Source organism: Roseicitreum antarcticum, assembly GCF_014681765.1.
GTDB lineage: Bacteria > Pseudomonadota > Alphaproteobacteria > Rhodobacterales > Rhodobacteraceae > Roseicitreum > Roseicitreum antarcticum.
Genome location: NZ_CP061502.1, coordinates 324,392 through 336,696 on the forward strand (window position 1 = coordinate 324,392; position 12,305 = coordinate 336,696).

Annotated in this window: 13 protein-coding genes; all 13 read left to right on the plus strand. The window is 64.9% G+C overall.

What is annotated here, in order from left to right; genetic code table 11:
- The first annotated feature begins 3 nt into the window (after positions 1–3).
- The 13 genes from H9529_RS20030 to H9529_RS20090 all read left to right on the plus strand — a co-directional run bounded on the left by H9529_RS20030 (position 4) and on the right by H9529_RS20090 (position 12,289).
- Complete coding sequence (locus H9529_RS20030; RefSeq protein WP_092888503.1) at positions 4–822, plus strand: SDR family NAD(P)-dependent oxidoreductase; 819 nt, start codon at positions 4–6, stop codon at positions 820–822.
- 66 nt (positions 823–888) lie between these two features.
- The gene (locus H9529_RS20035; protein WP_092888500.1) at positions 889–2,184 is read left to right on the plus strand and encodes an ABC transporter substrate-binding protein; all 1,296 of its coding nucleotides are present in this window, start codon (positions 889–891) and stop codon (positions 2,182–2,184) included.
- A 23-nt stretch (positions 2,185–2,207) separates the two neighbouring features.
- Positions 2,208–2,936: an ABC transporter ATP-binding protein gene (locus tag H9529_RS20040; protein ID WP_092888497.1), complete on the plus strand. Its 729-nt coding sequence runs from the start codon at positions 2,208–2,210 to the stop codon at positions 2,934–2,936.
- Positions 2,933–3,661 carry an ABC transporter ATP-binding protein gene (locus H9529_RS20045; protein WP_092888494.1) on the plus strand — a complete coding sequence of 243 codons (729 nt, stop codon included), beginning with the start codon at positions 2,933–2,935 and terminating at the stop codon, positions 3,659–3,661. The genes H9529_RS20040 and H9529_RS20045 overlap by 4 nt, the downstream gene beginning before the upstream one ends.
- Complete coding sequence (locus H9529_RS20050) at positions 3,648–4,505, plus strand: branched-chain amino acid ABC transporter permease (RefSeq protein WP_092888491.1); 858 nt, start codon at positions 3,648–3,650, stop codon at positions 4,503–4,505. The genes H9529_RS20045 and H9529_RS20050 overlap by 14 nt, the downstream gene beginning before the upstream one ends.
- Positions 4,506–4,511: 6 nt before the next feature.
- A complete protein-coding gene (locus tag H9529_RS20055) occupies positions 4,512–5,576 on the plus strand; it encodes a branched-chain amino acid ABC transporter permease (RefSeq protein ID WP_092888489.1) in 1,065 nt (354 codons plus the stop codon).
- Complete coding sequence (locus H9529_RS20060; RefSeq protein ID WP_092888486.1) at positions 5,573–6,595, plus strand: zinc-dependent alcohol dehydrogenase; 1,023 nt, start codon at positions 5,573–5,575, stop codon at positions 6,593–6,595. The genes H9529_RS20055 and H9529_RS20060 overlap by 4 nt, the downstream gene beginning before the upstream one ends.
- 86 nt (positions 6,596–6,681) lie before the next feature.
- On the plus strand, positions 6,682–7,470 hold the full coding sequence (locus H9529_RS20065; protein ID WP_092888483.1) for an alpha/beta fold hydrolase: 789 nt from the start codon (positions 6,682–6,684) through the stop codon (positions 7,468–7,470).
- Between the two features lie 25 nt (positions 7,471–7,495).
- Positions 7,496–8,716, plus strand: coding sequence for an acyl-CoA dehydrogenase family protein (locus tag H9529_RS20070; RefSeq protein WP_092888480.1), 1,221 nt, complete (start codon positions 7,496–7,498; stop codon positions 8,714–8,716).
- Positions 8,717–8,785: 69 nt separating this feature from the next.
- The gene (locus H9529_RS20075; RefSeq protein ID WP_092888477.1) at positions 8,786–9,361 is read left to right on the plus strand and encodes a flavin reductase family protein; all 576 of its coding nucleotides are present in this window, start codon (positions 8,786–8,788) and stop codon (positions 9,359–9,361) included.
- The gene (locus tag H9529_RS20080) at positions 9,333–11,006 is read left to right on the plus strand and encodes a GMC family oxidoreductase (RefSeq protein WP_397544918.1); all 1,674 of its coding nucleotides are present in this window, start codon (positions 9,333–9,335) and stop codon (positions 11,004–11,006) included. The genes H9529_RS20075 and H9529_RS20080 overlap by 29 nt, the downstream gene beginning before the upstream one ends.
- Positions 11,007–11,112: 106 nt before the next feature.
- A complete protein-coding gene (locus H9529_RS20085) occupies positions 11,113–11,949 on the plus strand; it encodes an intradiol ring-cleavage dioxygenase (protein WP_092888474.1) in 837 nt (278 codons plus the stop codon).
- Positions 11,950–11,956: 7 nt separating this feature from the next.
- Positions 11,957–12,289 carry a hypothetical protein gene (locus H9529_RS20090; protein WP_092888471.1) on the plus strand — a complete coding sequence of 111 codons (333 nt, stop codon included), beginning with the start codon at positions 11,957–11,959 and terminating at the stop codon, positions 12,287–12,289.
- The last annotated feature ends 16 nt before the right edge of the window (positions 12,290–12,305 follow it).

The window sequence follows — 12,305 nt, forward strand, 5'->3', positions numbered from 1 at the left end:
ACCATGCCAGCACTACAGCAAATGTTCGATGTGGCGGGCAAGTCGGTGATCGTGACCGGCGGGGCCAGCGGGATCGGCAAGGCCTATGCCGAGATCTTGGCCCAACAGGGCGCGGCAGTCTGCATTTTCGATATCGACCCCGACGGGCTGAACCGCACGGTGGACGGGATGACGGCGCAGGGCTGGGATGTCTGGGGCCAGACTGTCGATGTCAGCGACCGCGAGGGCATGGCCAAGGCATTTGACGCGGTCGCCGCGCGGCACGGGCGCATCGACACTGTTTTTGCCAATGCCGGGATCGACCCCGGCCCGGGCTTCAACACCCCCACCGGCGAACGCAACCCCGATGGCGCGATCGAGAACACGCCAGATGAGCAATGGGACCGCGGGATCGAGCTGAACCTGACCTCGGTCTATGTCACCGTAAAGAACGCCGTACGCCACATGAAACCCGCAGGCGGCGGGCAGATCATCGTCACATCCTCGATCGCAGGGATGATCAACGAAAGCATCGTCGGCACCAGCTACATGCCAGCCAAGGCGGCAGTAAACCATTTCGTGCGGCATATGGCGATGGAACTGGGCGCCTACGGCATCCGCGTCAACGCGATCCTGCCGGGCCCTTTCATCACCAATATCGCGGGTGGGCGACTGCGCAACAAGGAAGACCGCGCCGCGTTTGAGGCGCAATCGTTGATCGGGAGGATCGGCGATGTGGAGGATATCAAAGGCATTGCGCTGCTGCTGGCCTCGCCCGCCGGGGCGTATTTCACCGGCTCGCTGATCGTGATCGACGGCGGCTCGCTGATCCGAATGACGTGATTTTACCGCTGCCCGGCCTGCGGGGAGGACGCAGTCCGGAAGGCTTATTCAAGGGAGGAAACGACAATGGCAAACTACAACAAACATCTGAGGTCAGGCATCAGCCGCCGGTCCATGCTTCAAGGACTGGGCGCGGGGGTTGCGGTGTCCACGCTGGCGCTGCCAAGCTATCTGCGTGCGCAGACCGCCGGAACGATCCGCATCGGCTATATCAGCCCGGCCACTGGACCGCTCGGCCTGTTCGGGGAAACCGACGGCTACACCGTGCAAAAAATCCGCGAGGCCTTGGGCGGTGTCCTGCAATCGGCCAATGGCAACACCTATGACATCGAAATCCTGGAGCGCGACAGCCAGTCGAACCCTAACAAGGCGGCCGAACTGGCCGGTGATCTGATCCTCAACGACGAGGTGCATCTGATCGTGCCCGCATCCACCACCGACACGATCCTGCCGGTGATGGAGCAGGCAGAGCTTTACGAGACACCCTGCATCTCGTCCGGCGCGCCCTGGCAGGCCGTGATCATGCCGCGCGGTGGCGGCGATTTCGACTGGACCTATCACTTCTTCTGGGGACTGGATGAGGCGCTGAACACCTTCGTCGGCCTGTGGGACGGGCTGGAAACCAACAAGAAGGTGGGAATGCTGTTCCCGCAGAACATCGACGGCGAAACCTGGGGCAACGACGATTACGGCCTGCCGGTACCGACCCGCGCCGCCGGGTACGAGGTGACGATCCCGGGCTATTTCCAGCCGCGCACCAACGACTTTTCCGCGCAGATCGCGGCGTTCAAGGAAGCGGGCGTCGATATCATCGGCGGCATCACCTATCCCGACGACCTGAAGACCTTCGTGACCCAGTGCAATCAGCAGGGGTTCAAGCCGCGCGCGGTGACTGTCGCCGCAGCCCTTCTGTTCCCCGGCGGCGTCGAGGCAATGGGCGAACTGGGCAACGGCATGTCGAGCGAAGTCTGGTGGACACCCGCCTTCCCCTTCACATCGACAATCACCGGGCAGGACAGCACCGCGCTGGCCGCGCAATGGGAAACCGACCAGAACCGGCAATGGACCCAGCCGTTGGGCTATTCGCACGCGTTGCTGGAAGTCGCCATCGACATCCTGCGCCGTTCCGCCGACCCGCTGGACCGTGAGGCGAACCGTGCCGCAATGGCAGCGACCGACATCACGACGGTCTGCGGCCCGGTGAAGTTCAGCGGCACCCCGCACAAGAACATCTGCACCATGCCGATCTTTGGCGGGCAATGGGTGACGGGCGAAGATTGGCCCTATGACCTGAAGATCGTCGACAACTCGGTCAATCAGTTGTTCGAACCCGAGCAGCCGATCGTCCCGATCAACTGGTAAACGATGCAAACGGAGGGGCCGGAATGAACCGCGAAGTGTTGTTGCAGGCGCGCAATGTGTCGAAAAGATTCGGCGCGGTGCGGGTGCTGCACGATGTCAGCTTCGATACCTATCGGGGCGAAGTGCTGGGCATTCTCGGCCCCAACGGGGCAGGCAAGACGACCCTGTTCAACATGATCAGCGGCGACCTCAAACCCTCGGGCGGGGAAATCCGCCTGGGGGACACCACCCTGGCCGGCGAGCCGCCGTTTCGGCGCTGCCGCATGGGGATCGGGCGGACCTATCAGATTCCGCATCCCTATATCGGCATGACGACGTTTGAAAATCTGCTGGTCGCCGCATCGTTCGGCAGCGGGCGGACTGAAAGCGAAAGCTATGCCTTTTGCGCCCAGGTGTTGGTGGATTGCGAACTGGCCGACCGGGCCAATACATCGTCAGGCAGCCTGACGCTGCTCGATCGCAAACGGCTGGAACTGGCCCGCGCTCTGGCATCCGACCCAAAGCTGCTGCTCCTCGATGAGATTGCGGGCGGACTGACGGAAGAGGAATCGAAAGCGCTGGTCGCACTGGTGCGCCGCATCCGCGACCGGGGTGTGACGATCATCTGGATCGAGCATGTGCTGCATGCCCTCATGGCGGTGGCCGACCGGCTTCTGGTGCTGAACTTTGGCGAAAAGATCGCCGAAGGCCCACCGCAAGAGGTGATCGCAAACGCCGAGGTAAAGCGCGTCTACATGGGGGTCGATGCATGACGACAGTTTTGTCCACACATGGCCTGATCGCGCGTTACGGCGACTTTCAGGCGCTTTACGGCGTCGATATCGACGTGGCGGAAGGTGAGGCCGTGGCGCTGATCGGGGCGAACGGGGCGGGCAAGTCCACGTTCTTGCGCGCGATCATGGGGCTTTTGCCTGTAGCGCCCGACATGGTGCGGCTGGACGGCCAGGCCATCGGCGGCACGTTAACCGACCGCATGGTGCAGAAGGGTGTGGCCATCGTTCCCGAAGGGCGGAGGCTGTTCACCGGCATGTCGGTCGAGGACAACCTGCGCGTCGCCGTCGATCAGGCGGACCGGCTGGGCCGCAAGGGCGGGTGGTCGCTGGAACGGCTGCACCGCCTGTTCCCGATCCTGAAGGAAAAGGCGCAAACGCAAGCACAGAACCTGTCGGGCGGGCAGCAACAGATGGTGTCCATCGGGCGCGCACTGCTGTGTCAACCGCGCGTGCTGCTGTGCGATGAGATCAGCCTGGGCCTTGCGCCAAAGGTGATCCGCGAGATCTATGCGGCCATGCCCGAAATCCGCGGGCAAGGCACCTCGGTGATCGTGGTGGAACAGGATGTGGGGTTGGCGCAATCGGCGTCCGACCGGCTGTTTTGCATGCTGGAGGGGCGCGTGACGCTAAGCGGCGCGTCCGATCAGATAACCCGCGAGCAAATTGCCGCGGCATATTTCGGAGGTTCCGATGCAATGGTTTGATGCGCTGATCCAGGGGATCTTGCTGGGCGGCATGTATGCGCAATATGCGCTGGGAATGGCGCTGATGTTCGGCGTGATGCGGATCGTCAATGTCAGCCATGGCGATCTGGTGATCTTGCTGTCGCTGATCGGCATTTCGCTGGCATCTTCATTCGGGCTGGGGCCGTTCACCGTCATGGTGGCGCTGGTGCCGCTGGCCGTTGCGATGGGCTGGCTGTTGCAGAAGGCGGTGCTGAACAAGGTTGTGGGCGATGACCCACTGCCCTCGCTGATCGCGACGTTCGGGCTGTCCATCGCGTTGCAGAACATGATGTTGCAGATCTGGTCGGCCAACAGCCGGTCCCTGCCCGGCGGCGGGATCGAAAGCGCGTCGATCCAGTTGGGCAGCATCTATGTGGGTCTTCTGCCAGTGATCGTGCTGGCCTTTGCCACCGCGCTGACCTGGGGGCTGGACCTGATGCTGAAGCGCACCCGCTTTGGCCGCGCGTTGCGCGCCGCGTCTGCCGATGTCGAGGCCGCGTCGATGACTGGCATCAACGCCCGGGCGGTCTATGCCTCGGCCACGGCGATCGCGGTGGGGATCTTGGGTTTCGCTGCCGTCTTTCAGTCGCTGCGGTCCACCGTGGCACCCGCCGATGGCGCGGCGCAGCTGATCTACGCCTTCGAGGCCGTCATCATCGGCGGCATGGGGTCAGTCTGGGGGGCCTTCATCGGGTCGATGGTGCTGGGCATCAGCCAGGCCATCGGCTTTCGCATCGACCCGGGCTTCGGCATCCTGGCGGGTCACATTGTCTTCCTGCTCGTGCTGGCGACGCGCCCGCAGGGGCTGTTCGGAAAGGTCTGAGAAACCATGAGCGCTGTATCCTCTTCCCCCCCCTCCACCGCCCCGGCCCTGCCGCCGGTGCTGGTGCGGCGTCAGACCGGCTCCGGGCGCGTGGCGCTGGTGCTGTTCGCGATTGCGATCATCGCGCTGGCCTCGATGGCATGGTGGGCGAAAACCGGCACCATCCGCATGATGCTGGAACTGTGCTGTTACATCGCCGTAGCGCAAATGTGGAACATGCTGGCGGGCTATGCCGGGCTGGTTTCGGTTGGGCAACAGGCCTTCATGGGCGCGGCTGGCTATGCGTTGTTCGTGCTGGCGCAGACCTTCGGCATCAATCCCTTCCTGGCGATCTTCCTGTCGTTGCTGGTGCCCGCTGTGCTGGCCGTGCCGTGTTACATGCTGCTGCACCGGCTGGACGGGCCATATTTCGCCATTGGCACCTGGGTGGTGGCCGAGGTGTTCCGGCTGGTCGCGTCGAACATGGGGTTTCTGAACGCAGGCGCGGGCATGTCGCTGGGCGTGATGCGCGACTATTCGCTGTTTGAACGCAACGTTGCCATGTCCTGGCTATGCGCGATCTTGATCCTGACAACCATCGGCGGCAGCTACTGGTTCTTGCGCTCGCGCTACGGGCTGGCGCTGATTGCCATGCGCGACAATCCGGTGGCGGCGGCCAGTCAGGGCGTGAACGTGCCCCGCCTGCGCTTCATGATCTATATCGCCGCCGCAGTCGGCTGCGGGCTGGCGGGCGCGATCTACTCGATGGCGCAGCTGCGCATCAACCCGCCTTCGGCGTTCGATCCAATGTGGGCCAGCATCGCGATCTTCATCGTCATGGTGGGCGGCATTGCGTCGATCGAAGGGGTGCTGATCGGCTCGCTGATCTACTTTCTGGCCGACCGCTGGTTCGGCGAATATGGCGCAAGCTATTTCGTCGTGCTGGGCGTGATGACCGTGCTGGTCGCCCTTTACGCCCGCGGCGGCATCTGGGGGGCGGTGTCCAAGCGATGGGATGTCCATTGGTTCCCGATCCGCCGCAACCTGACCTATACATCGCAAGATACCGCCAAGCCGGAGGACAAGTCATGAAAGCTGCCATTTTCGACGCGGTCGGCAGCCCGCTGCGCATCGGCACCCAGCCTGACCCCACGCCCGGTGCGGATGAGGTGGTGCTGCGTGTCGCCGCTTGCGGAATCTGCGGCAGCGACCTGCACATCACCGAAGACCCTGGCCCCTTCGGCATTCACCCGGGCTTCGTGCTGGGCCATGAAATTGCGGGCGAGGTGGTGGCAACAGGTACGGACGTGCACGGCCTGAAGGTCGGCGATGGCGTGGCGGTGGTGCCGATGCGCGGCTGCGGGCATTGCGCCACCTGCCGCGCGGGCGATCCGGCGCGCTGCGCCGATCTGGTGTTGATCGGCGGCGGCTATGCGGAATATGTCACCGTCGCCGCGCGCCAGTGCCACCTGTTGCCCGAAGGTGTCGCGCTGGCCGATGGTGCCCTGGCAGAGCCGTTGGCCGTCGCGCTGCATTGCGTGATCCGCGCCCGCATGCAGCCCGGCGCCCGCGTGGCCGTTCTGGGCGCGGGGCCCATCGGGCTGCTGGTCGCTTTCTGGGCGCGGCGGCTGGGGGCGGCGCAGGTGGTGATGGCCGATCTGCACGCCCATCAGCGCGACCGCGCGCTGGCGCTTGGCGCCACGGGCTTCGCGCTGTCGGACGACCGTGTCGCACAGAACATCGCCGATCTGGCCGGCGGCCCGCCCGACATCGTGTTTGAATGCGTGGGCAAGCGCGGGTTGCTGCAGGCCGCAGTGCAGACCGTACGCCCGCAGGGCAAGGTGATCGGCGTAGGTCTGTGCGTCGGCGGCGACGCATGGGACCCTTTCACCGCGCTGATGAAAGAGATCGAGCTGATCTTTGCCGTCTTCTTCCACCAGGGCCACGAATTCGGCCCCGCGCTGGATGCGTTGGCCGAGGGCCGCTTTGCCCCGCAGCAGATCATCACCGACCGTATCGGCCTGTCGCCCGTACCGCAGATGTTCGAGGGGCTGCGCAGCCGTACCACACAATGCAAGGTGCTGATCCAGCCGGATATGTCCGATGCCTGAGGCATCCGCGACACCCAACTGATTTAAGGCGGATTCCGCATAGGGCCGCCCGTTCTTCCATCCAGCCGCGCGTAAGGAGACCACAGATGACAACGACCTTCGAGACCCTTGAATACGACATCGGCGGGGTCAAAACCGTCGTCAAGGCCATCGGCAGCGGCAAGCCGCTGATCTTCTTGCATGGTGCCGCCACGCTGGAAGGTTTCGATTTTGCCGAAGGCCTGGCCGATCGTTTCCGCGTGTTCTTGCCCAGCCACCCCGGCATGGGATTCTCCGGTCCTGCGCCACATATCACAGGCATGGCGGATCTGTTGGTGCATTACCTCAACCTTCTGGACGTGCTGGACCTGCCAGAGTTGCCGCATCTGATGGGCTTTTCCATGGGCGGCTGGATGGCGAGCGAACTGGCTGCGGTAGCGCGCGACCGTTTCGACCGCGTGGTGCTTGTCGCCCCTGCCGGGCTGAACGATCCGGCCCATCCCGGCACGCCCCTGGACCAGATCGCACCGCAGGATTTTCCCGGCTACCTTGCGCATGATCCGGCGGTCGCGCTGCCCTATTTCCCCGACGGATCCGACGCGGCCTTCGCGGAGGCGTTCGGCGCAGACCGCGCGCGCGAGGGCGAGGCCGTAGGCCGTTTGTGCCACCCGTTCGGCATGGGCCACCCCAATCTGCGCCGCATGCTGGCACGCATCACCAACCCCGCGCTGGTGGTCTGGGGCGAGGCCGACCGGATGCTGCCCGCCAGTCAGGCGCCGCTGTGGGTCGCGGCGCTGCCAGCCGCCACACTGATCACCGTGCCCGATGCGGGCCATCTGGTCTTGCAGGAAAAGCCTGAAACCCTGCGCAGGATCGGCGATTTCCTCGCCGCCTGAAATTCATCCAAAGGAGGAGACAACCATGAACAAGCCAATGAAACACAGCTACTGGGGCAATACCGTCGATTATCGCGCCCTGCTGGACCAGGTGGCCGAGATCGGCCCGAAACTGGAAGCCAACGCGCCTGCCGATGATGCTGCGGGCGAGCTGACGCCAGAAAGCTTCGAGTTGCTGCGCCCGCTGCGTGCCTCGCACTTGATGGCGACCGAGGAACTGGGCGGCGCGCAAATGCGCCCGACTGAAGTGTTGCAGGTGCTGGAAGCCATCACCTGGTGGTCGGGGTCGGCCGGCTGGGTGTCGATGGTGCACTGCTGCATCGGCGCGATGTCGGCAGCCTTCCTGCCCGACAGCGCCGTGGAACGCCTGTTTGCGCAGGGCACCGAAAACCGCTTTTCCGGGCAGGGCGCACCGCTGGGCATGCTCAAGAAGGTCGACGGCGGTTACCGGCTGACCGGGAAATGGAGCTATGGCTCGGGCTTTTCCCATGCAACATGGTCGCATTCCGCCTGCTTCTTGGATGACGGCACGGGCAAGCCCGCCAAGGATGACGCGGGCAATGTCATCGTCATGTGCGCCCATGCGCCGGTCGAGGAACATAAGCAACTGGGCAACTGGGATGTGCTGGGCCTGAAGGGCACCGGGTCCATCGACTACGCCGCCGAGGATGTGTTCATCGCCGAAGACATGGTGTTCCCGATCCTGAGCGCGCCGCCGCAGCGCCTGACCGAATTGTTCAGCCTCGGCATCGTCGGGCTGGCCGCAGTAGGGCACACCGGGTGGGCCATGGGTACGGGGCGGCGGATGCTGGATGAGATCGCGGGCTTCGCGCGGTCGAAATCCGGCCGTGCGGGCATGCTGGGCGAAAGCGAGAAGTTCTGGCATGACTATGGCCGCGCCGAAGCCAGCTACCGGGCGGCACGCGCGCTGGTCATGGAAGTGTGGGGCGACATCGAAGCGACGGCAGAGGCCGGCCGCCAGATGTCCACGCAGCAGATCAGCATGGTGCATCTGGCAAAGTCACAGATCCACGAAGCCGGTGTTGATGTGTGCAATTTTGCCTATCGTGCCTCGGGCGGGGCGGGCCTGAGATCGGGCGTGATTCAACGCACCTTCCGTGACATGATGGTCGCTGCGAACCACTTCACCATCGCGCCCTCCATCGTCACCTCGGCGGGGCGCGACCTTGGCGGCCAGTGGTCCGACCGGACTTGGCAGTTTTACGACCTGATCGACAAGAAGTAGGCCACTACCCGCTGGCCGGGGCGCGCGCGACGTTCCGGCCAGCGGGCACCGTGGAAAGGAGATATCCTCATGACTGCGCAATCCGACACTCTGCCCGCGCTGTCGCAGGCGTTCCGCGATGCGTTTCGCTGCCATCCTGCCGGGGTGGCGGTCATCACGGCAGACCCCGGCGACAACCCGGTGGCGATGACGGTCTCGTCGCTGATCTCGGTCAGCGCTGATCCGCCGACGGTTGCTTTCTCGCTCTCGGCGCGGTCGGGCGCGGCGGCGGCAGTGCTGGCGGCGGAAACCATGGTCATCCACCTGATGCGCTATGGTGATCTGGATCTTGCGCTGTTGGGCGCGACGCCGGGGGCCGACCGCTTTGGCGGTGCCGTGCCCTGGGCAAGGCTACCGACCGGCGAGCCGCGCTATACCAACGTCGCGACATGGTTTCGCGCGCGCAACACCGGCACGCTGGCCGTACCAGGCGCATCGGTCGTCACCGCCGAATTGCTGGACGGGGATTGCGGCACACCGCCCGGTGCGCCCGAACTGGAATCGCTGATCTACCTGGACCGACGCTGGCATCGCCTGCGCGAAACCGCCGATGGCGCGGCCAGCCTGACGCCCATGGATGCCGATTACCGCGATGTCTTCCGCTGACGCCCCCGCCGATTTCGGCCAGTTCGATGTGGTGATCGTGGGGGCGGGTTCGGCCGGATGCGTGCTGGCCAACCGCCTGTCTGCCGACGCACGCCGCCGTGTGCTGTTGATCGAGGCAGGGGGCAGCGACAACCACCCTTGGGTCCACATCCCGGTGGGGTATCTTTTCGCCATCGGCAACCCCCGGCTGGACTGGTGCTTTCGCACGCAGCCGGTGCCGGGGCTGAACGGGCGCAGCTTGCTTTACCCGCGCGGCAAGGTGCTGGGGGGAAGTTCCTCGATCAACGGCATGATCTACATGCGGGGACAGGCCGCCGATTATGACCATTGGCGCGACCTGGGCAATCCCGGCTGGGGCTGGGAAGATGTGCTGCCGCTGTTCCGCCGGTCCGAGCGGCATTTCGGCGCCGCCGATGCGCATCATGCCACGGAAGGTGAGTTGCGGGTAGAGCAGCAGCGCCTGCGCTGGCCCATCCTTGATGAGGTCGCCACGGCAGCGCAGCAGATGGGCATTCCCGTCAGCGCCGATTTCAACGCGGGCGACAATGAGGGGGTGGGCTATTTCCCGGTCAACCAGCGGCGTGGCCTGCGCTGGAACGCGCGCAAGGCGTTTCTGGACCCCGCGCGCGCGCGCCCGAACCTGCGCATCGTCACTGGCGCGCAGGTGGTACGCCTGACGCTGGAAGGGCGGCGCGTCACCGGCGCGGTTTTCCGCGACCGCAGCGGGCATTACCATGTCCGCGCGGGGCAAGAGGTCGTGCTGTGCGCCGGCGCGATCGGCACGCCGCAGATCCTGGAGCTGTCGGGGATCGGGCGGCCAGACGTGGTGCGCAGGCTGGGTCTGCCGATGGTGCACGCACTCTCCGGCGTGGGCGAGAACCTGCAAGACCATCTGCAGTTGCGCATGATCTTTTCAATTTCCGGCGCGCGCACGCTGAACGACCGGGCGCGCAGCCTGTGGGGCAAGGCCGGGATCGCGCTGCAATATGCGCTGACGCAATCCGGGCCGATGGCGATGGCGCCCAGCCAGCTGGGGATATTCACCCGCTCTGACCCCGGGCAGGACCGGGCGAATATCGAATATCATGTGCAGCCACTGTCGCTGGATGCTTTCGGCCAGCCGCTGCACCGCACACCCGCGCTTACCGTCTCGGTTTGCAACCTGCGCCCCAGCACGCGCGGGGCAAGCCATGCGACCAGCCCTGATCCCGCCGCCGCACCAGCCATCCAGCCTGCCTATCTGGCCACCGATGCCGACCGTAAGGTCGCCGCCGACAGCATCCGCCATGCCCGCCGCCTGATGGCACAGCCCCATCTGGCGCAATTCAGCCCGGTAGAGGTGAAACCGGGCGCGGGTGCTCCGGATGCCGATGACGCGACGCTGGCGGCGCTGGCCGCCGATATCGGCACCACGATCTTCCACCCCGTCGGCACCGCGCGGATGGGCGATGACGCGCTGGCCGTCACCGACGCAGAGCTGCGGGTGCACGGCCTGTCTGGCCTGCGCATCGCGGATTGTTCGGTGATGCCGCGCATTGTCAGCGGCAACACCCATGCCCCTGCCGTGATGATCGGCGAGAAAGCGGCCGACCTGATCGCCGCCGGGTCCGGATTGACGGCCATACCCCGCAAGACCGCGTCATGATTATACCGCAACGCAATATTGATGCGCAGGCATCACATCACCTTCGCCTTCCCGCAGGGCTACTCTGCCCGCAAGACCTGTTCTGAACGTTCGAGGAGGAACGACCATGAGCTATTTTTCCGAAGACCAATCCGCCGAGACCGTGAACGAACGCATGGGCGCCGAGACCGATGCGCGGCTGGCTGTGGTCATGTCCAGCCTGGTGCGCCACCTGCACGCCTTCATCAAGGATGTCGGCCTGACGCAGGAGGAATGGGAATACGGCATTGGCTTTCTGACAAGAACCGGGCAGATCTGCTCGGGTGAGCGGCAAGAGTTCATCTTGCTGTCGGACACGCTGGGCGTGTCGATGCTCGTCGATGCGATCAACAACCGCAGGCCCGCAGGCGCGACGGAAAACACGGTATTCGGCCCGTTTCATGTGGCAGATGCGCCGATCCGCGCGATGGGCGACAATATCTCGCTGGATGGCAAGGGCGACCCCTGCCTGTTCGAGGGGCGGGTGCTGGACCTCGACGGCAACCCCGTCGAAGGCGCGACGGTGGATGTGTGGTCCGACAATGCCGATGGCTATTACGATGTGCAGCAACCCGGCATCCAACCGAAATGGAACAACCGGGGGCGCTTCATCACCGGGGCTGACGGGCATTATGCCTTCCGGGGGATCAAGCCGGTCAGCTATCCGATCCCCGATGACGGGCCGGTGGGGCAGATGTTGGGTCATCTGGGCCGCCACCCCTACCGTCCGGCGCATATGCACTACCTTGTTACCGCGCCGGGGTTTGAAAAGCTGGTGACGCATACCTTTGTGGGCGGCGACGATTACCTGACCTCGGATGCAGTGTTCGGCGTGAAAGACACGCTGGTCGCGCCCTATGAGCGGGCAGAGGGCAGCGAGACACTCTGGCGTTCGCCCTTCGATTTCACCCTGGTCCGAAACTGAGGCCACCATGCCCAATGTCAAACTCTTCATCGACCAGACGCAGTACGGGCAGGTGGAACAGGGCGTCAGCGCCCTGCTGCCCGAGCTGCGCGACCTGCTGTGCCGCACGCTGTCGGTGGGTCCCGGGGCCTGTCAGATCGCCGTGATGCCGGTGATGGGCCTGCCGGATCAGCCACCGATCAATGTGGAAATGCAGCTGATGCCGAAGGACGGGCGCACGCCCGACATGCTGCGCCAGGCGGGGATGGACCTGCGCGCATGCCTGCATGCGGCGACCGGGCTGCATGTGGCAGTGCGCATCAGCGCGCTGGACCCTGCCAGCTACATCGCACTGAAATGATGCGGCGTCGGCGGCG

What these genes read in the sequence shown, in the direction of transcription:
- H9529_RS20030 (WP_092888503.1), top strand. Translation starts at nt 4, where the DNA reads ATGCCAGCACTACAGCAAATGTTCGATGTGGCGGGCAAGTCGGTGATC.
- H9529_RS20035 (WP_092888500.1), top strand. Translation starts at nt 889, where the DNA reads ATGGCAAACTACAACAAACATCTGAGGTCAGGCATCAGCCGCCGGTCC.
- H9529_RS20040 (WP_092888497.1), top strand. Translation starts at nt 2,208, where the DNA reads ATGAACCGCGAAGTGTTGTTGCAGGCGCGCAATGTGTCGAAAAGATTC.
- H9529_RS20045 (WP_092888494.1), top strand. Translation starts at nt 2,933, where the DNA reads ATGACGACAGTTTTGTCCACACATGGCCTGATCGCGCGTTACGGCGAC.
- H9529_RS20050 (WP_092888491.1), top strand. Translation starts at nt 3,648, where the DNA reads ATGCAATGGTTTGATGCGCTGATCCAGGGGATCTTGCTGGGCGGCATG.
- H9529_RS20055 (WP_092888489.1), top strand. Translation starts at nt 4,512, where the DNA reads ATGAGCGCTGTATCCTCTTCCCCCCCCTCCACCGCCCCGGCCCTGCCG.
- H9529_RS20060 (WP_092888486.1), top strand. Translation starts at nt 5,573, where the DNA reads ATGAAAGCTGCCATTTTCGACGCGGTCGGCAGCCCGCTGCGCATCGGC.
- H9529_RS20065 (WP_092888483.1), top strand. Translation starts at nt 6,682, where the DNA reads ATGACAACGACCTTCGAGACCCTTGAATACGACATCGGCGGGGTCAAA.
- H9529_RS20070 (WP_092888480.1), top strand. Translation starts at nt 7,496, where the DNA reads ATGAACAAGCCAATGAAACACAGCTACTGGGGCAATACCGTCGATTAT.
- H9529_RS20075 (WP_092888477.1), top strand. Translation starts at nt 8,786, where the DNA reads ATGACTGCGCAATCCGACACTCTGCCCGCGCTGTCGCAGGCGTTCCGC.
- H9529_RS20080 (WP_397544918.1), top strand. Translation starts at nt 9,333, where the DNA reads ATGCCGATTACCGCGATGTCTTCCGCTGACGCCCCCGCCGATTTCGGC.
- H9529_RS20085 (WP_092888474.1), top strand. Translation starts at nt 11,113, where the DNA reads ATGAGCTATTTTTCCGAAGACCAATCCGCCGAGACCGTGAACGAACGC.
- H9529_RS20090 (WP_092888471.1), top strand. Translation starts at nt 11,957, where the DNA reads ATGCCCAATGTCAAACTCTTCATCGACCAGACGCAGTACGGGCAGGTG.